18 protein-coding genes are annotated in these 26,695 nt (G+C 42.3%); 16 read left to right on the top strand and 2 right to left on the bottom strand.

Annotation, left to right across the window (positions count from 1 at the left end):
- Nucleotides 1-69: 69 nt before the first annotated feature.
- The 3 genes from HMPREF0373_RS00345 to HMPREF0373_RS00335 all read left to right on the top strand — a co-directional run bounded on the left by HMPREF0373_RS00345 (nt 70) and on the right by HMPREF0373_RS00335 (nt 4,934).
- Nucleotides 70-774 carry a GTP pyrophosphokinase gene (locus HMPREF0373_RS00345; protein WP_022035742.1) on the top strand — a complete coding sequence of 235 codons (705 nt, stop codon included), beginning with the start codon at nt 70-72 and terminating at the stop codon, nt 772-774.
- A 43-nt stretch (nt 775-817) separates the two neighbouring features.
- Nucleotides 818-1,981 (top strand): 23S rRNA (uracil(1939)-C(5))-methyltransferase RlmD, encoded by a 1,164-nt coding sequence (rlmD, locus tag HMPREF0373_RS00340; protein ID WP_021737531.1) that lies wholly within the window; start codon nt 818-820, stop codon nt 1,979-1,981.
- Nucleotides 1,982-2,102: 121 nt separating this feature from the next.
- On the top strand, nt 2,103-4,934 hold the full coding sequence (locus HMPREF0373_RS00335) for an HD domain-containing phosphohydrolase (RefSeq protein ID WP_242831167.1): 2,832 nt from the start codon (nt 2,103-2,105) through the stop codon (nt 4,932-4,934).
- A 39-nt stretch (nt 4,935-4,973) separates the two neighbouring features.
- Here the strand turns inward: HMPREF0373_RS00335 and HMPREF0373_RS00330 are convergent, their stop codons facing one another.
- Nucleotides 4,974-5,840, bottom strand: a complete 867-nt coding sequence (locus HMPREF0373_RS00330; protein ID WP_044962441.1) for a helix-turn-helix transcriptional regulator — start codon at nt 5,838-5,840, stop codon at nt 4,974-4,976.
- 194 nt (nt 5,841-6,034) lie between these two features.
- Between HMPREF0373_RS00330 and HMPREF0373_RS00325 the strand changes: the two genes are divergently transcribed.
- From HMPREF0373_RS00325 to malQ, 9 genes are all read left to right on the top strand, one after another.
- Nucleotides 6,035-8,293 (top strand): glycogen/starch/alpha-glucan phosphorylase, encoded by a 2,259-nt coding sequence (locus tag HMPREF0373_RS00325; RefSeq protein WP_021737528.1) that lies wholly within the window; start codon nt 6,035-6,037, stop codon nt 8,291-8,293.
- A 3-nt stretch (nt 8,294-8,296) separates the two neighbouring features.
- On the top strand, nt 8,297-9,205 hold the full coding sequence (locus tag HMPREF0373_RS15825; RefSeq protein ID WP_021737527.1) for a response regulator: 909 nt from the start codon (nt 8,297-8,299) through the stop codon (nt 9,203-9,205).
- Nucleotides 9,202-9,807 carry a helix-turn-helix domain-containing protein gene (locus tag HMPREF0373_RS15820; protein ID WP_021737526.1) on the top strand — a complete coding sequence of 202 codons (606 nt, stop codon included), beginning with the start codon at nt 9,202-9,204 and terminating at the stop codon, nt 9,805-9,807. The genes HMPREF0373_RS15825 and HMPREF0373_RS15820 overlap by 4 nt, the downstream gene beginning before the upstream one ends.
- Nucleotides 9,779-11,473 carry a sensor histidine kinase gene (locus tag HMPREF0373_RS15815; RefSeq protein ID WP_021737525.1) on the top strand — a complete coding sequence of 565 codons (1,695 nt, stop codon included), beginning with the start codon at nt 9,779-9,781 and terminating at the stop codon, nt 11,471-11,473. Before HMPREF0373_RS15820 ends, HMPREF0373_RS15815 begins: the two co-directional genes overlap by 29 nt.
- Entirely contained in the window at nt 11,463-13,106 is a 1,644-nt protein-coding gene (locus tag HMPREF0373_RS00310; RefSeq protein ID WP_021737524.1) for a type 2 periplasmic-binding domain-containing protein, read from the top strand. Before HMPREF0373_RS15815 ends, HMPREF0373_RS00310 begins: the two co-directional genes overlap by 11 nt.
- A gap of 83 nt (nt 13,107-13,189) precedes the next feature.
- Nucleotides 13,190-14,557 carry an ABC transporter substrate-binding protein gene (locus HMPREF0373_RS00305; protein WP_021737523.1) on the top strand — a complete coding sequence of 456 codons (1,368 nt, stop codon included), beginning with the start codon at nt 13,190-13,192 and terminating at the stop codon, nt 14,555-14,557.
- 99 nt (nt 14,558-14,656) lie between these two features.
- Nucleotides 14,657-15,499, top strand: a complete 843-nt coding sequence (locus HMPREF0373_RS00300) for a carbohydrate ABC transporter permease (RefSeq protein WP_021737522.1) — start codon at nt 14,657-14,659, stop codon at nt 15,497-15,499.
- Nucleotides 15,499-16,377 carry a carbohydrate ABC transporter permease gene (locus HMPREF0373_RS00295; protein ID WP_021737521.1) on the top strand — a complete coding sequence of 293 codons (879 nt, stop codon included), beginning with the start codon at nt 15,499-15,501 and terminating at the stop codon, nt 16,375-16,377. Before HMPREF0373_RS00300 ends, HMPREF0373_RS00295 begins: the two co-directional genes overlap by 1 nt.
- 88 nt (nt 16,378-16,465) lie before the next feature.
- Nucleotides 16,466-17,944 carry a 4-alpha-glucanotransferase gene (gene malQ / locus HMPREF0373_RS00290; protein WP_021737520.1) on the top strand — a complete coding sequence of 493 codons (1,479 nt, stop codon included), beginning with the start codon at nt 16,466-16,468 and terminating at the stop codon, nt 17,942-17,944.
- 282 nt (nt 17,945-18,226) lie between these two features.
- Here the strand turns inward: malQ and HMPREF0373_RS00285 are convergent, their stop codons facing one another.
- Nucleotides 18,227-21,970 (bottom strand): choice-of-anchor I family protein, encoded by a 3,744-nt coding sequence (locus HMPREF0373_RS00285; protein WP_021737519.1) that lies wholly within the window; start codon nt 21,968-21,970, stop codon nt 18,227-18,229.
- A 384-nt stretch (nt 21,971-22,354) separates the two neighbouring features.
- Here HMPREF0373_RS00285 and HMPREF0373_RS00280 point away from each other — a divergent pair, with 384 nt between their 5' ends.
- The 4 genes from HMPREF0373_RS00280 to HMPREF0373_RS00265 all read left to right on the top strand — a co-directional run bounded on the left by HMPREF0373_RS00280 (nt 22,355) and on the right by HMPREF0373_RS00265 (nt 26,566).
- Nucleotides 22,355-23,284 (top strand): LysR family transcriptional regulator, encoded by a 930-nt coding sequence (locus tag HMPREF0373_RS00280; RefSeq protein ID WP_044962439.1) that lies wholly within the window; start codon nt 22,355-22,357, stop codon nt 23,282-23,284.
- 316 nt (nt 23,285-23,600) lie between these two features.
- Nucleotides 23,601-24,500: an NAD(P)/FAD-dependent oxidoreductase gene (locus HMPREF0373_RS00275; protein WP_044962436.1), complete on the top strand. Its 900-nt coding sequence runs from the start codon at nt 23,601-23,603 to the stop codon at nt 24,498-24,500.
- Between the two features lie 50 nt (nt 24,501-24,550).
- On the top strand, nt 24,551-24,862 hold the full coding sequence (locus tag HMPREF0373_RS00270; protein WP_021737516.1) for a thioredoxin family protein: 312 nt from the start codon (nt 24,551-24,553) through the stop codon (nt 24,860-24,862).
- 210 nt (nt 24,863-25,072) lie between these two features.
- Nucleotides 25,073-26,566, top strand: a complete 1,494-nt coding sequence (locus HMPREF0373_RS00265) for an aryl-sulfate sulfotransferase (protein ID WP_021737515.1) — start codon at nt 25,073-25,075, stop codon at nt 26,564-26,566.
- Nucleotides 26,567-26,695: the final 129 nt, after the last annotated feature.

Genomic DNA, 26,695 nt, shown 5'->3' with positions numbered 1-26,695 from the left:
TGAAAGCGGATTGCGAATGTCCGCTTTACTCTAAGTATGGGAATAGAGGGTAAGGAGAATTATTCAGAAATGGATGAGAATGTAACAAATACAGAAGAAACAGTACATGAAAAAGAAAACGAACAAACGGGTAAAGCTGCCGGGAGTTGTCTGCCGCTGGCAGCGGATCAGCTGGATCTGGCAAAACAATACAAGCAGATGATGCTGATCTATGAAGCCGGAATTCGTCAGCTTACCACAAAATTACAGATTCTGAATAGAGAGTTTGAGCAGAGCAATGATCGTAATCCCATTGAGAATATTAAAAGCCGCATCAAATCCGCGGAGAGTATTGCAAAGAAGATGGAGCGGAAAGGTCTTCCTATGACATTAAGCTGTCTGACAAACAATATTTTTGATATTGCAGGAATTCGTGTGATTTGTCCATTTATTACAGATGTATACGAAGTGGCACGGATGCTGCTCAGTCAGACAGATGTGGAACTGGTGCAGGTGAAAGATTATATCCGGGAACCGAAGGAGAATGGTTATCGCAGTCTGCATCTGATTGTAAAAATTAATGTATTTTTTTCCGATGGAATGCGCCAGGTTCCGGTGGAAGTGCAGATGCGTACCATTGCCATGAATTTCTGGGCAAGTACCGAGCATCAGCTACGCTATAAAAAGGACAAGGCGATCACACCGGAAATGCATGCACGGTTGAAAAAGTGTGCAGATATCATGGCAGATGCAGATTATCAGATGCAGAAACTTGCAGAAGAGATACATTTCTGATATGATGTGCGTCAGAAAACAGGGAGAATTTAAGTAGCGTATTATGAAGGAAGAAAAGAAAAATAGAATCGCAGCCTGTAAGGCTGCTAAGAAATGCGGAGGATGCCAGTATCAGGGTATTCCCTATGAAAAGCAGCTGCAGGATAAGCAAAAAGCAGTCCGGCAGCTGATGCAGTCATTTTGTAAAACTACCGAGATTACCGGCATGAAAGATCCGTATCATTATCGTAACAAAGTGCATGCCGTGTTTGCACGGAAAAAGGACGGTACCATCATTTCCGGAGTTTATGAAGAGGGAACGCACCGGGTGGTTCCGGTGGAAGCCTGTCAGATTGAAGATGAAAAGGCAGATGCCATTATCAATGATATCCGTGGCTTATTAAAGTCTTTCAAAATAAAAATTTACAATGAGGATACCGGTTATGGCCTGTTGCGTCATGTGCTGATTCGGCGGGGATTTTCCACAGGTGAGATCATGGTGGTTCTTGTGTTGGGATCTCCGGTGATGCCATCCAAAAATAATTTTGTGAAGGCATTGCGCAAATTGCATCCAGAGATTACAACGGTTGTACTGAACGTGAATGATAAACGCACCAGTATGGTGCTTGGAGATCGGGAGACTACAATTTACGGAAAAGGGTATATTGAAGATGTGCTGTGTGGTTTAAAATTCCGTATTTCATCAAAATCTTTTTATCAGATCAATCCGGTTCAGACAGAGAAATTGTATGGAAAAGCAATGGAACTGGCGGGTTTGAGCGGAACAGAACGTGTGATTGATGCATATTGTGGGATCGGTACTATCGGTATGGTGGCCGCAAAATCCGCGAAAGAAGTGATCGGTGTGGAGCTGAATCCGGATGCAGTGCGGGATGCCGTGAAAAATGCAAAGCATAATCAGATGAAAAATATCCGTTTTTATCAGGAGGATGCCGGACGTTTTATGGAGAAAATGGCAGCTCTGGGAGAGAAAGCGGATGTAGTGTTTATGGATCCGCCAAGAAGTGGCAGCACCGAGCAGTTTATGAAATCTGTTGTGACGCTGGCACCCAAAAAGATTGTATATATTTCCTGTGATCCGCAGACACAGGCAAGGGATTTGAAATATCTGACCAGGCATGGGTATAAAGCGATGGGAGCTTATCCTTATGATATGTTCCCGTTCACTAAGCATGCGGAAAATATCGTACTTTTGACGAAAAATTGATATAATGATGCGAAGATTGCACAAATGTGCAGCAAAGGAGTAATCCGGGAACATGAGCAAATAGCGAAAGCGGATTGCGAATGTCCGCTTTAATGAATTTGTGATTGGGAGAAGAGATTTGGTGAAACAGACGGGTAAAACAGATAAACGTGGAAAGCGTATTTTTTATATATTGATGTTTATCGTTTTTTTCTGGTTTATTGCAGCGCAATTACTGGGAAATAGCGAGCAAAGCAGTGGAATGTCTCAGGCGGATTATGCGTATCAGGGACAAATTTTATGGGAGAAACCGGATGGGAGCAGTGAGCCGATTACTGTTCCGGGAAAGTATGATGTTGCAGAAAATGAGACAATGGTGCTTACTTTGCAACTTCCGGAAACTTACAGAGAACAGAACCTGATGATACGTTCTTCCCTTCAGGATATCCGGTTTTATGTGGATGGAAAACTCCGGATAGAATATGACACATCCGATACACGGATAGTCGGAAAAAATTCTGCCAGTCAGTATGTATTTTGTCCGACATCAGCAGCTGATGCCGGGAAAGAAGTCAGAATTGAACTGACAACCCATACTGGAAAATATGCCGGTGTTGTGAATGAAATATACTGTGGCGATAAGTCAGAACTTTGGGAATACATTTTTGAAAAATATGGAATTACAATGATAATTGCATTTTTTCTGTTATTTGCCGGGGCAGTGACGGTTATATTCAGTATTGCACTTGGAATTGTGTATCATTTGAAATTTGATATGGAATATTTGGGATGGTGTATTCTGCTGGCCGCAGCATGGATGCTAGGAGAGTCCAAACTGCGGCAGCTTTTGGTTCCGAATGCTTCTGCATTGTCACAGCTGTGCTTTCTTATGATCATGCTTGGACCGCTGCCAATTATTTACTATATTGATAGTATACAGAATAAACGGCATTGGAAACTGCTGCGTTGGATGGAGTGTGTGGCAATCCTGGATTTTGTGGTGTGTTGTATGTTGCATCTGACCGGTATGGCCGATTTTATACAGACACTTCCGGTGTCGCAGGGAATTCTGGCAGCAATACTGATTCTTGTGACGGGAACTGTCTGTTACGACCTGTATCACGGTTATATCAGAAAAAATCGTTATATTCTGGTCGGATTGTTTGTGGCAGTCGCATCTGTGGTAGTTGAATCGCTAGCGGTGTATTTTGTGCTTTCCATTTCAGGAATTTTCATTGGAATTGGAATGCTGGTGCTGTTTTTTGTAAATCTGGTCAGAACCATCAGTCAGGTCCGGGATTTGGAGCGCACACGTCAGCAACAGGAAATAAGAAAGCGCAGAAAGCAGATGGAAACCATGTCTCTGCAGATGATTCAGACACTGGTAACAAGCATTGAGGCGAAAGATGAATACACCCGTGGACATTCTCATCGTGTGGCGGAATATTCGGCACTGATCGCAAAGGAGCTTGGATGGAAGCAGAAAGATATTTTCCACCTTCGCAATGCTGCGCATTTGCATGATATTGGAAACATAGGTATTCCGGATGCAATTTTGAACAAACCGGCCAGACTGACGGATGAGGAATATGCAGTAATCAAAGAGCATACAATTATTGGTGCGGAAATTTTGAAGAATATCACGCTGGTAAAACATGTGGTGGAGGTCGCCAGATTCCATCATGAATGTTATGATGGAACTGGCTATCCGGATGGACGGAAAGGGGAGGAAATCCCAATAGAGGCAAGAATTATAGCTGTCGCTGACAGTTATGATGCAATGCGGTCAAGACGCATTTATCGCAATACGCTGAAACCGGAAGCGATTTATGAGCAGTTTCAGAAAAACCGAGGTGTTCAGTTTGATCCGGAGATAACGGATACGTTTTTGCGGTTACTGGACGAAGGGCGCCTGGTGATTGAGGACGAGTATGCCGGTACGAATGCGGAATATGGATTGACGGAAGCAGAAACAGAAATTGAAAAATTTATTACGAATGTCATAAGCACCATGTGTACGCTGGAAGACAGTGAAGGATTTGATTTCCTGACAGGTCTTCCGATGCGGAACCGGGGTGAAAAGCTGGCAGCACAGTTTATGCAGCGCTACAGTGGATTTCTGGTATTTCTGGATATGGATAACCTGAAAAAAATTAATGATATCTATGGGCATAAAGCCGGTGACCGGGCATTGAAACTACTTGGAACCTTGTTATCAGAATATACGCATCAGGCAGTGGTCTGTCGCCTGGGCGGAGATGAATTCCTGATGTTTATGCCGGAATGCGGCCGGGAGGAACTGACAGAAATTGTCAGTGGAATTCTGAGACAGTTCAATGAAAACAAAGAAAAAGATCCTGAAATCCGTTATGCATCTATTTCAGCAGGTATTTGTGAAACTGCTAAAGGTGCTCCTTTTGAGGAGTCTTATACGAAGGCTGATAAGGCACTGTATTATGTAAAACAGAACGGAAAGGGAGATTTATTCTTCTATGATCAGATAGAAAAAGAGCTTATTGCAGAGTGCGGTACAGGAAAAGATCTGGGAATGATTGCAAAAGCTCTACGGGAAAGTGGTAATCATAGTGGGGCATTGAATTATCGTGAATTTTCTATGCTCTACGAATATATAAACAGCCTGGGAGAACGGCACAACTATCAGTGCTATCTGGTAATGATAACTATGGACATACTACCGGAGGGTGCTATACATATTGAAAGCATCGAAGAAGCTCTGGCGTGTATGGAACAGTCCATCCAGCAGAAAATCAGAAAAGTGGATATCTGTACCAGATACAGTGCTATGCAGTATCTGATTGTTTTGTTTGAACCGGATGAAAGTCAGATTCCAATGGTTATGGATCGTATTTTTATGGAATATTATAAAAAATGTGATAGGCGGAATTTTATTCCGCGATATGAGTATAGATCAATACTGGAAGATAAAGACGGGGATGTAAAAAAACTTTCCTGACAGAAAAATCGCTTAGACCGTGAGGCTTAAGCGATTTTTTTATCTTGCTTGGCGTGGAGTAATGCCATATTTGTCTTTGAACTTCCGATTGAAATAAGAAGCATTTTCAAAACCGGATTTCTGTGCGATTTCCAGAATAGACAGATTTGTTGAAACCAGCAGATTTCTGGCATGTGCCAGTCGGACATCATTCAGATAATGGATATAGCTGATGCCCATATGTGTCTTAAAAAATTTCATGAAGTGTGATTCACTGAAATAGCAGGCAGAGGCAATCTGGCGAATGGAAATAGATTCTTCCAGGTGTTCATTCGTGAAAGTGATGATGAATTTCAACTTGTCCAGTGACCGTTGCTGTATGTTGGATAATTCTTTTTTTTCGTCCAGAGAAAGAAGCTGGAACATGAAAAGAAACAGAGAGCCTTTGAGCGCAAGTTGATATCCGGCAGGTTTTTTACTGCATAATTGATCCATTGTCCGGATCAGATCGTGAATTTTCGGATAGTAGGACAGACGTGGATGAATGTGGACGACTGTGTGAATTTGCCCTAAGAACAATGGATACAAAAATTTTTCAAAACAGACGTCGTGGTTATCGGAGGAAAGTAATTCCGGACGAAAAATGATATTTTCATATTCCATTTTCTGACCTGGAATTTCCCTGATGGCATGCAGGTGTTCCGGAAGAACAATAATGATATCTCCGGCTGCGACATGATAGTGCGTCAGGTCTACAAGAACTGTGCCAGATCCCTTCTGAATGACGATAAGTTCTGCTTCTTCATGCCAGTGAACAGGTACTTCCGTAAAATCATCCGGTATCGTGCACAGATAAGTGTTATACGGAAATTGATCTTCCGTATGACGTTTTTTTTCGTGGTATTGTTCTGGTTTTGGCTGTTTCATGCTGGACTCCATTCTGTTTTTGATAGAATTGTACTATAAAAGGATATTATGCTGCAAGAAAAAAAGAACAATGCTGTATAAAATATAAGCAGAAACGCACGAACAGGAAAAAATATGATACAATGAATCAAATGGTTCCTGCGTATCAGATTTTTTTGAAAGAATAGACTATAAGGTCGGGAAGGAATTTTATTATGAAACTGGAAATGTTAGTATCGGAAAAATTAGGAAAAGCAATTTCAGAAAGCAGTAATCAGGAGATTTACCAGGCACTGATGGCTGTTGTGCAGGATATGGCAGAACAGAAGGAATCTAATGCAGGGAAAAAGAAAGTATATTATGTATCTGCAGAGTTTTTGATCGGAAAACTTTTGTCTAATAATATGATCAATCTCGGAATATATGAGGATGTCCGCAAAATGCTTGCTGCAAATGGAAAAGATATCTGTGAAATCGAGGAAATAGAGGCAGAGCCATCTCTTGGAAACGGAGGACTTGGCCGGCTGGCAGCCTGTTTCTTGGATTCGATTGCAACACTTGGTTATAACGGAGCCGGTATTGGACTGAATTATCATCTTGGATTATTTCAGCAGAAATTTGCAGATCACATGCAGAAAGAAACAAAAAATCCGTGGATGGACCGGAGTGGCTGGTTAAAACGTACGGATGTCGGTTTTCCGGTGTCTTTTGGAAATATGACATTGCAGTCTGTCATGTACGAAATTCTGGTAACCGGATATGGCAACCGTACCAATAAATTACAACTTTTTGATATAGATTCTGTGGATGAGAGCATTGTACAGGATGGGATTTCTTTCGATAAAAAAGAAATTGCCAAAAATCTGACCTTATTCCTCTATCCGGATGACAGTGATGAAGATGGTCGCAAGCTTCGTATTTATCAGCAGTATTTCATGGTAAGTAATGGCGCACAGCTGATTTTGAAAGAATGTGAAGCGCGGGGATGTAACCTCTATGATTTGCCGGATTATGCGGTCATCCAGATTAATGATACACATCCAACGATGATCATCCCAGAGCTGATCCGTTTATTAATTGCGCGGGGACTTTCTGTGGATGATGCGATTGATGTGGTAAGCCGCACCTGTGCATATACCAACCATACAATTTTAGCGGAAGCATTGGAAAAATGGCCATTGCATTATCTGCAGGAAATCGTACCACAGCTGGTGCCGATTATTGAAATTTTAGATGATAAAGTACGACGAAAATATGCGGATGAAAGTGTGGCTGTCATTGACCGTAACGATGTGGTTCATATGGCACACATCGATATCCATTACGGATTCAGCGTAAATGGCGTTGCAGCTTTGCATACACAAATACTGAAAGAGACAGAACTTCATCATTTTTATCAGCTTTATCCGGAGAAATTTAATAATAAGACAAACGGAATTACGTTTCGCCGCTGGCTGTTCCATTGTAATCCATTGCTTGCAGATCAGATTACGGAGTGGATTGGTGATGGATACAAAAAAGATGCAGCAGAGTTAAAGAAGCTGGAGAAGTTTGCATCGGATGAACAATCACTGCAGAATCTTTTACAGATAAAAAAAGAAAATAAACATCAATTGTCAGAGTATCTGAAACGGACACAGGGAATAGAACTGAATGAGGATTCAGTGTTTGACATTCAGATCAAACGGCTTCATGAGTATAAACGACAGCAGATGAACGCATTGTATGTGATTTATAAATATCTGGAAATAAAAAGCGGAAAATTGCCAAAGACTCCGATTACGGTGATTTTTGGCGCAAAAGCAGCACCGGCTTATGTGATCGCCAAAGATATCATTCATCTGATCCTCTGCCTGCAGGAACTGGTCAATCAGGATCCGGAAGTGAGCCCGTATCTGAATGTGGTTATGGTAGAAAATTATAACGTTACATTAGCAGAAAAACTAATCCCGGCATGTGATATTTCAGAACAGATTTCACTTGCATCCAAAGAGGCAAGCGGAACCGGAAACATGAAATTTATGCTGAACGGAGCAGTGACACTTGGGACAGAAGATGGTGCAAATGTAGAAATCCATCAGTTTGTCGGAGATGACAATATCTATATCTTTGGTGCAAAGAGTGATGAAGTAATTGCACATTATGAAAAAAGTGATTACAGACCATCCGATTATTATACAAAAAATCCGATGATTCAAAAGGCTGTGGAATTTATCACCGGTCCACAGATGATGGAAATTGGAAAGAAAGAAAATTTAGAGCGTTTAAGCAGTGAATTGAAAAAGAAAGATTGGTTTATGACATTCCTGGATCTGGAAGATTATATCCGAACAAAAGAGCGGGCACTGGAAGATTATACAGACCGAAAAACATGGGCAAAGAAAATGCTGGCGAATATCAGTAATGCGGGGTTCTTTTCTTCTGATCGTACCATCCGGGAATACAATCGGGATATATGGAAATTGGGGGATTAATGTATGTTGACAATTCTGGTAGTAGATGATGAAAAACTGGAGCGGAAGGGGATTCGTTTTCTGCTGAACCGGCGCAGTGAAGAGATGGAAATTTTGGAGGCCGCCAACGGAAAGGCGGCCTGCGAAATTTTGCAGCATCGGACAGTGGATATTATGCTGACAGATATAAAAATGCCGTTTATGGATGGGATTGAGCTGGTTTCTGTGGCTCACAAATTACAGCCGGATCTGCAAATGGTAATTTTTTCCGGATATGGTGAATTTGAATATGCGAAAAAGGCAATGGCTTCCGGCGTTTCAAACTATGTGTTGAAGCCGGTGGATCCTGCCGAGTTCGAAAACACGCTGAATCTTCTGGTGGAGAAAATTACCGAGCGGAGAAACGAAGCGCAGCGCAGTCAGTGGAATCAGGATTCTCTGGAAAATTATTTTCTTTTCAGATACCTTTGTCAGGGAAATGCCGATCTGTTAAATAAAATCAGTGGAAAGATCAATATTGACCGTTGGGATCAGATCAGAGGTTTGTTTTTAATTGAGAGTGAAGATAATTTTTTTGAAGAATCAGAAGAAGTTTTTATTCAAAAACTGACAGAATATAGCAAGCAGAAATTATCTTTTTTAAATTTGGCACAGAATCAGGAACTCTGTGTCCTTTTTGGCGTATGTGAGCAGAAAGTTTTTGCAACAGATTTAGCTGAATGGATGAATCACACGTTTGGAAATCGTTTTTATGTGGCAGTCGGTCAGCCGGTTACGGATCGAAGTGAACTGCCGGATCGTTTTCAGATGCTTGAAAGTCTGATAGAAAATAAATTTTATCAGAAGGAAACAAGAGTATTTTTACCGGATCATGTATCGGAAGATACCGGGAGTGAGCAGTTCCTGGATGAAACGATTAGCCGGATGATATGACTCATCTGTGGGAACATTTTCACCTTTTGAAAAATGGTATGGGAGATATGGGCAGCTATTCGCAGATTTACACGAGATTTTTGTTTTCCAATCTGGTAAAAGAATTTTTCACGCATCAGCATCAGGATAGAAAAAAACTGGAAACAGCGGTTCAGAAAGTATACGAAATGCAATCTGTGCAGGAAGTGATAAGTCTTGTGGAAACACTCATCCAGAATATGGAAGAACGTCTGGCAGCCAGTAAGGATGGTGCCAGAAATGAAGTCGCACAGGCAAAAAGTTATATTTATGAACATTACAGTGAGGATATCAGTGTAGAAAAATTATCCGAACTGGTGTATTTGTCACCGGGATATTTCAGTTATATATTTAAGAAAGAAACCGGGGATACGGTCAGCCGTTTTATTCGGAATTACCGGATGGAACAGGCAAAAAAACTGCTTTCCGATACCTCTATGAAGATTGTGCAGATATGTAAAGAAACTGGTTTTTCAAATGTATCTTATTTTTGTAAAAATTTCCGTGAGTATTGTGGATGCAGTCCGGAACAGTATCGAAAGGGTGGAATGACAGATGCGCAGACTGAAACAGTTCTTTCATAAACTATCCATTCGAAAAAAGATGCTGACCATTCTGTGTCTGGTCGGCATGCTCCCGGTTTTGGTACTGGGCATTTCACTTGGAATTAATTCCTATCGCACCGTGCTCAAGTACAGGGAAAAAGATATGACGAATACACTGCAGCAGGCTTGTGGGATTGTAGATTATCAGATGTATACCTGCCAGCAGATGATGAATTATTTTGTATACAACCAGGATGTCATCAATTTTCTGGAGTGCGATCCGACAAAGAAGACACAGCGTTATGAACTGTATCAGGAAGTATCCAATACCATCGGTGCGTTGAAGTATCAGAATCTGATCATGGAATCTGTTACAATCTACTCCGAGGGCATTCGGCAGTCTTTCGGAAATGAAACGCATCCGCTGAAGGATCTGTATAAAGAGTCCTGGTATCGGGATGGAATCAGGGATAAGGAATGGGTGTTTGACGAGAACACATTAGACCTGATTTCAATATACAAAATCCCAAGTTATTCCGGAATTGAAAGTTATGTGGCAGTACGTACGGATATTCCGACATTATTTGAATCATTAAACCAGCTTGCAGTGGAACAGTATGGTGTTCATGTGCAGACGCAGAACGATGAAATATGGAATTTTTCGGGGAAAAAATGTACAGATAAAAATGGAATATATGTAAGTTTTAGAGAGAATAAAAAGGATTATTTATGGGTGCAGCAGGATCTGAATCAGATGGATGCGACAGTTACTTATTTTCAAAAGAAATCCAACATAAGTCCATTTTCCGGAAGAGCATTTCTAATGATCGCTGTGCAGGTGAGTGCCTGTCTGATCTGCATTATTCTGCTGGGAAGAAGATTTGCAAAATATTTGTCCAGACCATTAGAAGAACTGACAGAAGAAATCCAGTCTATGGATGAAATGAACATTCAGGCAACGGTTCACAGCAACCGTGAGGACGAGATGGGAATCCTGATCAACAGCTATAATCATATGATGCGGCGGATCCAGGAACTGATCCGGGAAAATTATGAAACACAGATTGCCCGGAAAGAATTTGAAATGAAAGCACTGCAGGCTCAGATCAATCCACATTTCCTGTATAATTCCCTGTCGATGATCAACTGGAAAGCGATTGAAGCCGGAGAAGAGGAAATCAGTCAGGTGACGCTTGCACTTTCTGCATTTTACCGGACAACTTTAAATAAAGGAAGAACCTGGATCAGTTTGCGGCTGGCACTTCAGAATATTCAGGCTTATGTACAGTTGCAACTCTGGATGCATGATAATGATTTTAACGTGCATTATGATGTAGATGAAAAATTGCTGGATTATGAACTTCCTTCACTTATTTTCCAGCCGTTCGTAGAAAATGCGTTAGAGCATGGCCTTGATATTAAGGAGGATCCGGATCATCAGATCTGGTTCCGTATCTGGGAGGATCCGCAGACTGATCTGATTTATGTCAGTATCCGTGACAATGGTATTGGAATGGATACAGATACGCTTGCACATGTTTTGGAATATCATGCGACGGGATATGGTGTCAAAAACGTAAACGACAGAATGAAACTGAGCTTCGGGGAAGCTTATACCATTCAGATCAAAAGTGAACAGGGAAAAGGTACGGAGGTATTACTGCATTTCCCAAAGGTACAGAAGGGAGAAAGCAATGAGTCATAGCAAAAGAGGAGCACAGGCTATCGCCATCGGAATGATATGTGTACTTCTCGGTGTGATATCATTTGAAATTGACAGTGGTGTGGCAGAACAGGAAGCGAATGAAAAGGCAGCCACCTCCTGGGAGAAGGCAGAGAGATCACCATTGATACCCTATCCGGAGACAGTGACCTATACACTGGCAAAAATGACGGCTTCCGGCAATTCCGGTATGCCGGATGGCGATACTTATGAGGATAATGCCTATACACGATATTTGAAAAAAACACTTAATGTACAAAATGAAGATGTTCTGGAAGTGTCGGGGGATGAAAATTATTATCTGTATATTCAGCGGATGATTGCTGAAAATAATCTGCCGGATGTGATGTTGGTATCTGGTCCGGAGGAGGTAGAGGAACTGGCAGAATATGGCATGATTGAAGATTTATCAGATGCCTATCAGGAGGCAACTTCCAGTAGGATTAAATCCATGTACAGTAGTTATGGAAAAGAATTACTGGAATCTGTGACCATTGATGGAAAATTGATGGCACTTCCTTCCACGCAGGTTTATTATGGATGCAACCTGTTCTGGGTGAGGGAAGACTGGCGGAAAGAATTGGGACTTCCGGAACCTTCGACGCTTGCTGATGTGGAGCAGATCATCCAGGCATTCCGGGAAAATGATCCGGGAGGAAATGGAAATATCGGGCTGCCCTGTGTGGCAACACTGTATGGAGACGGTTCTTCAAATTTTTCTGTAGATCCTGTTTTTGCCGCATTTCATGCATATCCGGGTATATGGCTACAGGATGGGGATGACAGTTATGTCTATGGATCATTAACGGAAGAGACTAGGCAGGCACTGGAATATCTTCATGGATGGTATGAAAATGGTATTCTGGATCAGGATTATATGATGCGGACACCGGGAGAAATCGGAGAACTGATACGTGATAACCGCTGTGGAGCTTTTTTTGGCTGGTGGTGGGCACCGAATAATCCGCTGATAGAAGCGGTGGAGGCAAATCCGGGGGCAGAGTGGAAACCATATGTGATCGCTGATGAGTATGGAGAAGTTCATTCTTACATATATGGAAAAACATCTCCCTGTATCGTGGTGCGAAAAGGATATGAGCATTCAGAGATTGTCATGAAGATTATGACCGCACTTTTTGACAATGCGCGATACCGTCACGATGGAAGCGAAGAAATTGACCTGTACCAGAAACGTGGGGTTGATATCACGGCACGTCCGCTTGTGGCAAACTGTGATTTCAGCAATGCTGTGTTTACAACAACAGATCATATCTGGCTGGCTTTGCATTATCCGCGACAGACAGATTCCATGAATTCTCTGGAATCGGCTTATTATGACAGTTGCCGCAGATTCCTTGATGGAGACAGAGATCCTGTTTACTGGGCTGCCTATGCTTCACGGATTCAGGCAGTACGGCTGATTGAAGAGGCAGATGTGTCTTATGTTAATGAAGACTATGTACCGTATTCACATCGGGAGTTACCGCAGGATATGACAGATATGGAGACACTGGCTTTTATGAAGATCATTACAGGAGAAGAACCAATCTCTTATTTTGATATTTTTACAGAATCGTGGAAAAAGAACATGATTCTGGAAAATCTTTTGTATTAAATATGACTCTCTTTCTATAAAATTATAAGTATCAAAGAGGTACGCACTTGATACGATAATGAAAAGGAAAGAGGGTATTTTTTATGAAAATGAAAAAATTTTTGGCAGTGTGTCTGTCCGCATTGACAGTAACCGGTATGTTAGCAGGCTGCGGTGGAGCGAAAGATGGAGATACGTCTTCCGCAGGAGCTGAGAAAAAAGGAAGCAGTGCAGAAGGATCTGTATATTACCTGAATTTCAAACCGGAGATTGCAGATCAGTGGGAAGAAATTGCAGCAAAATATACGGAGGAGACAGGTGTTCCGGTAAAAGTAAAGACAGCAGCATCCAATCAGTATGAGCAGACATTGAAATCAGAGATGGCAAAAAGCGATGCACCTACGTTATTCCAGATCAACGGACCGGTTGGATATCAGTCCTGGAAAGAGTATTGTGCAGATCTGAAAGATACTGAATTTTACAATATGCTGGTAGATAAAGACCTTGCGATCACAGAAGGGGATGGCGTATACGGCATTCCGTTTGCAGAAGAAGGTTACGGCATTATCTATAATAAAGAAATCATGGATAAGTACTTTGCACTTCCGGGCGCAAAAGCAACATCCATGGATGATATCAAAAACTTTGATACATTAAAGGCTGTTGTAGAAGATATGACAGCGCACAAAGCTGATCTTGGCATTGATGGTGTATTTGCTTCCACATCCTTTGCACCAGGTGAAGACTGGAGATGGCAGACACATCTGATGAATCTTCCAATTTACTATGAGTACAAAGATGCAGATGTAAAAGATGAGGACGAGATTTCTTTCAAATATAATGAGAACTTTAAAAATATTTTTGACCTGTATCTGAACAACTCCACGGTTGAGCCTACAATGGTTGGTTCCAAGACAGTAGATGATTCTATGGCAGAGTTTGCATTAGGAAAAGCTGCTATGGTTCAGAATGGTAACTGGGCATGGTCTCAGATCAGCAAAGTAAGTGGTAACGTAGTAAAAGAAGAAAACGTGAAATTTATGCCGATCTATACAGGTGTAGAAGGCGAAGAGACACAGGGACTGTGCATCGGTACAGAAAACTACATGTGTGTAAACAGCAATGCATCTGAGGCAGATCAGAAAGCATCCCTGGATTTCCTGAAATGGGTGTTCAGTTCTGATGAAGGAAAAGAGATGGTAACAAATAATCTTCAGTTTATCACACCGTTCAGCACATTTGGCGATGATGAGATTTCTTCTGACCCGTTAGCACAGGAAGTAGTAAGATACATGAAGGAGGATTCCCTTACAACGGTACCGTGGAACTTTACAACATTCCCAAGCCAGACATTCAAAGATGATTATGGTGCATCTCTTCTTGAGTATGCAAACGGTAACAAAAAATGGGATGCTGTAGTATCCGATACAGTGGCTGAATGGGCATCTGAAAAAGAAGCAACAGCTGAGTAATCATATTACATAGAATTCTCAAAGGGAAGGAGGCGGTCATTGGCCGTCTCCTCTTCTGTTTTAGGAAGAAAACATTTGTATCCGTAGGGAGGGAGATTTATGCAAAAGACATATAAAAAATATTTTGCTCTTTTTGTATTACCTACATTGATTGCATTTACCCTGTTTTTTATTGTCCCATTTATTATGGGAATCGTGCTTTCATTCTGTAAATTTACGACAGTTACAAATGCACACTGGGTTGGAATTGCAAACTATGTAAAGGCATTTTCGAACAAAGATTTTATGAATGCACTGTTATTTACCGTGAAATTTACGGTTGTATCCGTAATTACAATTAATGTGATTTCTTTTGCCCTGGCATATGGACTGACACGGGGATTAAAAGGAACCAATATTTTTCGAACCATTTTCTTTATGCCAAACCTTATCGGAGGAATTGTACTTGGCTATATCTGGCAATTACTGATCAACGGCGTGCTGGCACATTTTAATGTAACGATCACAGCAGACCCGAAATATGGTTTCTGGGGCATGGTCATTCTGACAAACTGGCAGCTGATCGGTTATATGATGATCATTTACATTGCCGGTATTCAAAATATACCGACAGAATTGATTGAAGCAGCTGAAATTGATGGTGCCAATAAATTCCAGACATTGTACAAGATTATTATTCCGATGACAATGCCATCTGTTACCATCTGTCTGTTCCTGACACTTACGAACTGCTTCAAACTGTTCGATCAGAACCTGGCATTAACAGCAGGCGGACCGGCAAAGAAAACCGCAATGCTGGCATACGATATTTATACGACATTCTACAACAGGAACGGCTGGGAAGGTGTCGGTCAGGCAAAAGCGGTTATTTTCTTTATTATCGTAGCAGCAATCTCACTGACACAGTTATACTTTACAAGACGTAAGGAGGTTGAGAACTAATGCTGAAAAAGAGAAAACAAAACAAAAATGAGATCATTGAAAATCCGGCAGTATCAAAAGGTACCGGTATTGTGATCACGATTGTGATGACACTTTTAGCTGTGGCTTTCCTGTTCCCGATTTTCCTTGTATTGATGAATTCTTTTAAAAACAAACTTTATATCAGTGATGCACCGTTCGCATTGCCAAATTCGGATACTTTTTCCGGAATGTACAATTATGTGAATGGTATTCAGAAAACAGGACTGCTGGTAGCAGCAGGCAGATCTGCTTTTATTACCATCTGCTCTGTAATCGTGATCGTGCTTTTGACATCCATGGCCGCATGGTGGATCACAAGAGTTACATGCAAATTATCTACAGTATTGTATTATCTGTTTGTATTTGCAATGATCGTTCCATTTCAGATGGTTATGTTTACACTGTCTAAAGTGACAGATTTTCTTCACCTTGGCAATATGTTTGGTATCATACCGGTTTACCTGGGGTTTGGTGCCGGGTTGTCGCTATTTATGTTCTGTGGATTTATCAAGGCGATTCCGATTTCCTTGGAAGAAGCAGCAATGATCGATGGCTGTACACCGGTTCAGACTTATTTTAAAGTAATAGTTCCGATGCTCCGTCCAACCATGATCACAGTTGCGATCTTAAATGCAATGTGGATCTGGAACGATTACCTGCTTCCGACATTGGTACTTGACAGTGAGAAACCGACCATACCAATGGCAGTTCAGTATCTGCGCGGTGGCTATGGATCCATTGATATGGGCGCAATGATGGCAATGCTTGTACTTGCAATTTTACCGATCATTGTATTTTATCTGACCTGTCAGAAATATATTATCAAAGGCGTAGCTGCCGGAGCAGTCAAAGGTTAACAAACGCTCAAAAGTCCTTTTTGTTACAACAGTGCGGCAAAAAGGACTTTTTATAAGTATAAATGAGTAGAACGTGAGGATATAAACTATGAGAACAAGTGGAATTCTGATGCCGGTATTTTCTCTTCCATCCAAATATGGCATAGGATGTTTTTCAAAAGAGGCTTATCAATTTGTAGATTTTTTAAAAGAGTCAGGTCAAAAAAACTGGCAGGTACTGCCCCTTGGACAGACAAGTTATGGGGATTCCCCGTATCAGTCTTTTTCATCTTTTGCCGGAAATCCGTATTTCATCGATCTGGAGCAGCTTGTGGAGCAGCAGCTTCTGACGAAAGCGGAGTGTGACAGTTTTGATTTTGGAAAGAATCCGGAATCCATTGATTATGCAAAGCTATACCAGAACCGATATAAAATTTTGCGTATGGCCTGTGATCGTTTCCTAAAGCAACCGTCAGATGATTTTTTTGCTTTTTGTCAGGAAAATGACTGGTGGCTTGGAAATTATGCATTGTTTATGGTAATAAAAAATATGCATAAAGGAGCAAGCTGGCTTCAATGGGAAGAAAAATATAAAAGACGCGATTTTGCAGCTCTGGACCAGGTATGGCATGGGCAGCATGATGAAATACAGTTTTATCAGTTTCAGCAGTATCTGTTTTTCTGTCAATGGAAAAAACTGCATGCGTATGCGGCACAGGCGGGCATTCAGATTATCGGGGACATTCCGATTTATGTGGCTCTGGACAGCGCAGATGCCTGGGCAGAACCACAGCTGTTTCAATTTGATGAGGAGTTAAATCCTGTGGCAGTGGCAGGATGCCCACCGGATGCATTTTCTGCGACCGGACAGTTATGGGGCAATCCGTTGTACCGCTGGGAGTATCATCGCCAGACCGGTTATGCGTGGTGGATTCGGAGAATCGCACAGTGTCTGAACTTGTATGACTGCATCCGTATTGATCATTTTCGCGGATTTGACGAATATTACAGCATTCCGGCGGGGGATGAGACGGCAGAACACGGACACTGGGAGCCGGGACCGGGCATGAGCCTGATGCAGGCTTTGAAAGGTGCTCTGGGAAATGTAAATGTAATTGCAGAAGACCTTGGATTTTTAACGGACGGTGTACGCCGGTTGTTACATGATTCGGGTTTTCCGGGAATGAAAGTGATTCAATTTGCTTTTGATTCCAGAGAAGAGAGTGATTATCTGCCACATAATTATGAGAAAAATTGTGTGGTGTATACAGGAACGCATGATAATGATACCCTTTGCGGCTGGTATAAAGTTTTAGATCCGGAAGATCTGAAATTATCCCAGAAATATATGAATAATGCAAATACATCAAAATCGGAAATTCACTGGGATTTTATCCGTCTGGCTCTGGCGAGTGTGGCAGATCTGTGCATTATTCCATTGCAAGATTATCTGGGGCTTGGAAGTGAGGCAAGAATTAATACACCATCTACGCTCGGGAATAACTGGCGGTGGCGAATGAAGCAGGGATGTCTGACAAAAGAATTAGCAGATCAGATCAGAGAGTTGACAACATTATATGGGCGATAAATGGGCATCATAGGTAATGTGAACGCAGAATAAGCAATCCCCCGCTTCAAGTGCGTAGAGCACTAAGCGGTGGGTAAGGGGGATGCTTATGTCAGTGGGAGTTAAAAGCTCCCACTGACAGGTCGCAAAGCGACTGCGTTCATGAGCAAGTAGCGAAAGCGGATTGCGAATGTCCGCTTTACGCGTAATATTGTAAAAAACAAGGGCATTTGTAAAATAAATTACAAATGCCCTTGTCGAAATATGAGTCAAAACAAATGCAGTTATTTGCGAAACGATGTACTAGAAGATAACTTTTCCGGCATTGATCCGGTAGGAGCGATTCATCCAGATAAATGTTCCGTTATAAGCAAAGTCCAGTTTACCGTTCTGCAGATACCACCATCCGTAATCATTGTCTGCAAGGCCGGTAAAGGTAAAATCAACGGCACCGTTTACGATGCGCCACCATCCGTAAGCATTCGGAGCGATACCGGTATAAGAGAAATCAACTTTTCCGTTGGATAAGTAGAACCATCCGTATTCGTTCGCTTCCACACTGTTGCAGCTGAAGTCGACAGCGCCATTTACAATACGCCACCATCCGTATTCATTCGGAGCGATGCCGGTGTAGGAAAAATCGACTTGTCCGTTGCGGACATACCACCATCCATAATCGTTTGGAATCAGTGTTGTTACGTCGGTTGCAACAGATCCGTTTTTATAATAATACCAGTTGCCGTCAGCTGCCTGCGCAAGTCCATCAGAAACCGGATCAGGTGTGATGCCAGATGCTTTGGCTGTCAGCTGGTAAGCGGCGACGGTACCGGATACTTCGCAGGCTGCAAGCAGATAGGAGTTTCCGTCAAAACTGTTATCTGCGGAGACAAAACAGAGTCCTTCCGGTGAATCATCGCCGGAAATAGCAGTATTGAAATTACGGGAGTTGATGTAATTGACATAGGTGCTCTGTGTCGGATCTGTAATATCATATACCATGATTCCGCCGATGCGTTCCAGTCCGACGAAGGCATATGTTTTTTTACCAACAGTTCCGATAGTTACACTTTCTGCCTCCGGACCTTTTTTGCCGGAGCGGTTGTCGAGGTCGGTATTGTCGTTGGAACAGTTAAAGAAATTCGGTAAGTAAGCAGCTGTGGCAGATTCAAAATTGCTGCCGCTGTCAAATACTTCTGTTAGTCCATTCGTATCTGCTTTGAAAATCGTGAAGGAACGTCCACCAAAGAGATAGTCAGAATCTGAATCCAGACCGTCGTAATCTTTTGTATCAAAAAATACAACTTTACCATTTAATCCACTGTTTTCGGCAGTGATTTTTCCGGAGGGAGAAGTCTTTCCTTTTCCAAAGTTACGTTCATCTTCATTGGTGTAGCTGCCCCATTCTCTGGAGTCACCCTCATTTGCGATCACAATATAATCGGTTCCATTTACGGTGTAAGTAGCAATACCGTCCGGCATACGGATTCCTTTTAAGGAATCATAGGTCTTGGCATTGTAGCTGCTATTCTTTTTGTCAATATCGACAGCTGTTTTGCTGTAATCTTCAAAACCTGCAGAGTAGATACCAGTAAATTCTTTTTTGTTAAGATCCAGAACAGCAATGGCATTTGCTTCCTGAAGTGTGATGTAGGCAGTGGAATTGTCCGCTGCAATATATTCCGGTTCCAGATCGACAGACGGTACGGTATTTTTTTTCAGGACAATTCCTGCATCGGTAAGCTGTTTGCGATTCGCTTCGCTGTCATAAGCAGTAAAATCTGCTTTTGTGACAGTGTCTGAAGCAAGATCAACAATTGTTACGGTACCTTGTGGATCGGTACTGTTTGTGGAATATCCTTCTCTCGGTTCGCCTTCATCAGCTGTGAGCAGTTTGCTTCCGTCTGGAGTAAAGGTGATCATATCCGGCTGGATACCGGTCTCATAAAGCTTTTTCAGGGAGAGTGTTCCATCTGCATTGCAGTCAAACAGGGCGATGCGGCCATTGGCAGCATAATTTTCAGCCTGGAGTGCTGCTGCGAGACAGGTACCGTCTTCGGAGATGGTTACGGACGTCATATCACCATACTGGAAAGAAGTGTCTGCGGCTTTCACAATGGATTTGATGTCAATCGCATTAGCATCCAGCAGATCAACGGTGTCTTTATATTCCAGAGTTTTCAGTGGGATAGCAGCCAGGGTACCATTCTGACCGTTTATTGCATAAGCCCATCCTGTTTTGGTATTATATTCTACGATTTCCATAACGCCGCCGTCTGCGTTGCTGATACCGGAATCATATCGTGCAGCCTGTGTCAGAGCCAGAGAGGAGACAGTGTTCTGATTTTCAAATCCTTCTGTTTTGGTCCCTGCATCGGTCTGCTTGCTGACGGAAAAGGTATCGATCAGTTTGCTGGTCGGATTGGAACTGTCGCCGTCCAGATTGTATACTTTTACGGAAATCTGCTGATCACTGACATCAAAGATCGCATAACTTGGACTGTAATCCTGATTCCATTCCTGATTTCCATATGGAAGATATTCAGATGGATGTTCAGCAGTCTGCCCTTTCAGATAAGCAGCAGAACCGGTTTCACCATTAGCCAGGACCGGGAAATCGGTGTTGTTGGCTTTGTCTACTTTTGCAAATGGGGTATAGTATTGCATGTCGGACGCACAGTTACCGGTCAGGTAGATCGTGCCGTCCGGATCATGATAACTGCTCAGTCGCTCAGCGTTTCGTTTACCGTCTTTTAATACATAACTTCTGGAGTATACATGATCGTGTCCGCCAAGTACGAAGTCCACATCAAAGTCATCCATTACTTTTTCAAATCCGGCATCGACATAGTTTTCAATATCAGAGTCTGCAGCATGTTTGGCAACCGTCTGTGTTGATTTGTGATGTGTGACTACCAGCCACTGATACTGTCCCTGATATTCTGTGGTAGCAGATGTCAGGACTGTGCGGAAGTTATTTACAATAGCTTCTGCCTCAGAATTATCTTTGGAAGCGCTGGGAACGGAGGCATTATCTGCATTTTCATCATCATTGCCACCCGGATAAGCACCGGTATTTAATGTGACAAACAAAACATTGTCATACAGGTAATAGTAGTTGCCTTTAGTTTCCATTTCACGGCGTTCAGTAAAATCATACTGACCATCAGCATTCGGTGTTACACCGTTGGAAGCGGAATTGTTTCTGATTTCATTTGCAGTAGCCTGGATGTAGTTGCCATGGCTCTGGCTGGTGCCGTTGTTTTGCCCGCGGAAGGTGGTTTTTACCTGGGTCAGAGCACCTTCGCTCCCATCAATGGCAAGTTCATTGGGCAGATTAAAATGATCTTCGAACATGTAGTGTCTGTCATGATTGCCGACAGCAGGTGCATATAAGATCGAAGACATTTCTTCCGGTGCAAAAAAGGAAGTATATTCGCTGGATTTTCCCCAACTCTGATCCTCCACCTGATCACCGGCGGACACAACGAGATTTACATGATTGTCTGCAAGTGTGTTCATCATGGAAGCCCATCCAGTCTGGTTTTTGTCATCAGATGAATTCCATCCACGCTTGTCTGTTTCTCCGTTTTCTTTGATCTGTGGGTCGCTGGTAAAAGCGAAGGTAAAAGAATCCGCGGACGGTGTAGTGTAAGTATGTGCTTCAGACCAGGTCTGACCATTATCATAGGAAATCTGATACTGATAATTGGTATCTGCTGCAAGGTTTTCAATGGTTGCTTTGCAGACCAATTTACCGCTGTCTGTGTATTTGGATGTCATGGCAGTAGGCAGATGGAGAGCACTGATGCTGGCTGTGATAATCTGGTCACCAAATTTCACAAGCGCAGTTTTTGTACCTTCCGGTGCATACCAGTTCAGATTTACGCTGGACTGTGTTTCGCCCGGCTGCAATGTCAGATATTCTGTAGTAACAGCAGAAGATGCTTTTAATGTTGTAATCTGTTCCGCAGAAGCGAAGATGCTCTGAGAACAGGTAAGTGCTGCGATCAGCGAAAGTGCAGCAATCTGTTTCAATCGTTTTTTCATAAGACACTCCTTTTTAAGTAGATTTTGCGCAAGTGTGTATGTGCAATTCTGTTAATTTGCAATTATGCAGTGCTTACTCTAACAGGCAAATGTAAAATCTGAAAGGAAGAAAAATTGAAATGTAGGTAAAATTTCAGATGATATAAGAAAAGAATATAAAGAAAAAGAGGAGTAAAAGTAGACAAGGTTAGTAGGAAGATGCGAATTTCAGGCAGATTTACACTGGTGATTCACATATCAGAAATATTCCGGATCTTCAGTTAGAAAAAGGATGAATTCCTATCTTTACAGTATGATATAAAGGTGCTAGACTAACCCTTAACATCGTCATAAGAGTATTACACAATATGGAAGTGATGATATTTTTGGAAAGAGGGAATGAGCATGACATTTGTACAATTAAAATATATATTGACCATTGCGGAAACGAAATCATTAAATAAAGCAGCAGAGCAGTTGTATGTTTCACAGCCATCGCTGACCAATGCATTAAAAGAACTGGAAAAAGAAGTAGGAATTACCATTTTCTTCCGTACCGGACGAGGCGTGACGTTGACAAATGATGGTGTGGAATTTCTGGCGTATGCCCGGGAACTTTATCGGGAGTATGAACAGCTGTTGCAGCGTTATGGAGAGGGCGGTTCTTATAAAAAGAAATTTGCGGTATCCACCCAGCACTACTCTTTTGCGGTAAAGGCATTTGTTGATGTGGCAAAAAAACTGGATATGTCAAAATATGAACTGGCAATCCGCGAGACAAAGACAATGGAAGTTATTCAGGAAGTAAGCACTATGAAAAGTGAGATCGGCGTGTTGTATCTGAGTGAATTTAACCGAAAATCTATGGAAAAACTGTTAAAATCGGCAAATCTGGAGTTTCATCCATTGATTTCCTGCAAAGCCTATGTATATTTATGGAAAGGACATCCGTTGGCGGATGAACCATTTTTGACAATGGAGCAATTGGAAAAATATCCCTGCCTGTCTTTTGAGCAGGGAGATAACAGTTCTTTTTATCTGTCGGAAGAATTGCTTCCTACCAATGAATACAGTCAGATCATTCATGCAAATGACCGTGCAACGATGTTGAATCTGATGATTGGACTGAATGGATATACGTTGTGTTCCGGTCTGATTTGTGAAGAATTAAACGGCAGTGATTATCGTGCAGTACCGTTTCGGAATGATGGACAGTTTGACGATTCGCAGGAAGAAAATCAGATGGAGATTGGGTATGTGACCAGAAAAAATCTGATTTTGAGCAAACTTGGTCAGGAATATGTGACTGCATTGCGGCAATATCTGGCGGAATAGTAATAGTTTCGGGTAATTGTGTGGTTAAAGAAGTGTGGAAAATTTACAAATATCATTGTGTAGATTAAGACCTTCTGTATTTTTTCTCAAGGAGCGATTATTAGCGACTGAGACAAAATACAGAAGGTCTTATTTTTTTAAACTTAAATCATAAACTTTAAGCCACCCAAATATGCAAGATATAGCAAAAAACTATAACTGGTTATTTTTTTTGTGTATTAGACAGTCACTATTTGATGTGATAGTATCAATGGCATGCAAAACCTATTAAGTAAGTATGAATAATAGGAAATATAAAAAACGGGAGGAAAAACAAATGACAGATGTTCTGATCATCGGAAGTGGACCGGCGGGTATGACCGCAGCGATTTATGCAAAACGGGCAAATCTGAATGTACTGATCGTGGAAAAAGAATATGAAGGAACCGGTCAGATGGCAGAGAGCAGCCGCATTGACAACTATCCCGGTTTTTACGGAATCAACGGTTATGAATTAGGGGAAAAGATCCGGGAACATGCTGAAGCACTTGGAATCAAATTTTTGGAAGCCGAAGTGACCGGTATTCAGAAAACGGAAGAAAGCTTTGATATCACATTGGAAAGCGGTGAAGTACAAAGTAGCAAAACAGTGATCTACACTGCGGGAGCCGCTCATCGGAAACTTGCAGTTCCGGGAAGTGAGAAATTCGAAAACAGAGGAATTTCCTACTGTGCATCCTGTGATGGAGCCTTTTATCACGGCAAAGATGTAGCGGTGATCGGTGGAGGCAACAGCGCACTGGATGATGCGTTACTGCTTTCGGAAATCTGTAACAAAGTATATCTGATCCACCGCAGAGCAGAATTTCGTGGGGATGCATCCACACTTGCAAAACTGGAGCAGAAAGAAAATGTGGAGATTATCCGAAATGCGAAGGTACAGGAGATTACCGGTAATGGAAAAGTGAAAATCCTTCTGTTGGATACGGGAACTGCATTGAATATCCAGGGCGTTTTCGTGGCGATCGGAATGATCCCACAGACAGAAGCAGTCAAAAAACTGGTGGCATTGGATGAGAGTGGTTACATCAAAGCGGGCGAAGACGGGGTGACATTGGTTCCGGGATTTTTCGTGGCAGGTGATGTGAGAACAAAAGAACTCAGACAGATCATTACGGCGGCAGCAGACGGCGCAAATGCAGCGAATTCAGCAATACAATATATCATCAGAAAGTAAAAACAACCCAGTCCGAATATAGGGTGGAGAAATAGAAAGGAAACAACCGTATGGTAAACGAACTGACGAGAGAAAATTTTGACAAAGCAATAAAAAAACACAGCATCGCCGTTGTAGAATTCTATTCTGCAACCTGTAAGCACTGTAAGAAGCTGGAGGCAGGCATTACGGAACTTTCCGAGGAAGCAGGAAATGAAGTATACTTCGGAAAAGTATTGATTCCGGCTCAGCTGTCTCTGGCAGAGGAATATGAGATTAGTTCCGTACCGACATTGCTGTATTTTAAGGATGGAGAAATCAGAGAAAAATCCGTAGGATTTACACACAAATTAATCATTGCGGAGAATATTAAGAAGTTATAGACCGAACTGATTTGAACGCAGAATAAGCATTCCCCCGCTTCAAGTGCGTAGAGCACTAAGCGGTGGGTAAGGGGGGATGCTTATGTCAGTGTGAGTTAAAAACTCCCACTGACAGGTCGCAAAGCGACTGCGTTCATGAGCAAGTAGCGAAAGCGGATTGCGAATGTCCGCTTTACTAAAAGAATTCAGATAAGAACAGGAGACAACATCATGGGATATCCAAGTATTTTTCCAACAGGAACATTAATTTATGATAAAGACAAAACATTCAACGGCTACACCGTTTTTCCATCCGCAAAAGGAGCACTTCTCATCGACATGAACGGCCGTGAAGTTCAGCTCTGGGCAGGACTTGGCGGATTTCCGAATAAAATCCTTCCGGGCGGATATGTAATGGGAACCACAGGAACCAGACCCGGTAAAAAAGCATATCAGGATCAGATCGATCTGGTGCAGGTAGACTGGGACGGCAATATTGTATGGAAGTTTGATAAAACAGAGCTGATCGCGGACGGCGACAAAGATCCGGTTTATATGGCCAGACAGCATCATGATTTCCAGCGAGAAGGATCTACCGTCGGATATTATTATCCGGGCGGTGAGCCGAAGACAGACAGTGGAAATACATTGATCCTGACACATGAAAATTTATACAATCATGACATTTCCGATAAACGGCTGATCGATGACAAGATCATTGAGGTAGACTGGGAAGGAAACATTTTATGGAGCTGGCGGGCGAGTGATCATTTTGAACAGCTTGGATTTGACGAGGCAGCAAAAAACGCACTGTTCCGTAATCCATGCCTGCAGGGCGAAGCCGGTGGCGACTGGATGCACATTAACAGCATGTCTGTGTTAGGCGAGAACAAATGGTACGATCAGGGAGATGAGCGTTTCCATCCGGACAACGTCATCATCGATGCACGTAACTCCAACATTCTTGCCATCATCAGCAAAGAGACAGGCGATATTGTATGGCGTGTGGGACCGGATTTCAACGAGAGTGAAGCAACCAAAAAACTTGGTTGGATCATCGGACAGCATCATTTACATATGATTCCGAAAGGACTTCCGGGCGAAGGCGATCTGCTTGTATTTGATAACGGTGGCGAAGGCGGTTACGGAACCCCGAATCCTGGTGCACTGACTGGTGTTAACAACGCGAGAAGAGATTATTCCAGAGTATTACAGTTCAATCCGGTCACACTGGAGATCACCTGGCAGTACACACCATTGGAAGCAGGCAACCTGTTATTCACAGATGCATCCAAATTTTACAGCTCTTATATCAGTAGTGCACAGAGACTGCCAAACGGAAATACACTGATCACAGAGGGATCTGACGGACGCCTGATCGAGGTAACACCGGATCACGAGATCGTATGGGAGTACATCAATCCGTATTTCAATACCATTCTCGGTCAGTTCACCAACAACATGGTATATCGTGCTTACCGTGTACCGTATGAGTGGATTCCACAGGTGAAAAAACCGGAAGAAATTTCCGTGGAGCCAATCGATGTAGAAACCTTCCGTGTACCGGGATCCTTGGTAGGAAACGGACTTGGAAAAGTGACAACCATTGCTGGTGTAGATCCGAATGCCCGTCTGATGACAGGCGGTGGAGCGTCCGAGGATGAGGACGAGGAAATAAACTTCTGCGTCGCAACCGTAAAGAAAAGTGATCTGATCAAGAAATAGGAGAGTTACCTGTTTTACGAAGAAAGAAATAAGGTAGAAACAATAGAGAAGCAATGCAGACAGGTGTCGAAAGAAATCTGCCTGCAGAGCAAAGAAGAGTTGAAAAAGTAGAATTCCGTGGAAAGGGAG

This window comes from Eubacterium ramulus ATCC 29099, from assembly GCF_000469345.1.
GTDB classification, from domain to species: Bacteria; Bacillota; Clostridia; order Lachnospirales; family Lachnospiraceae; genus Eubacterium_I; species Eubacterium_I ramulus.
Note: the sequence above shows the minus strand (reverse complement) of the source record. Positions and strands in the feature narration are given on the sequence as shown.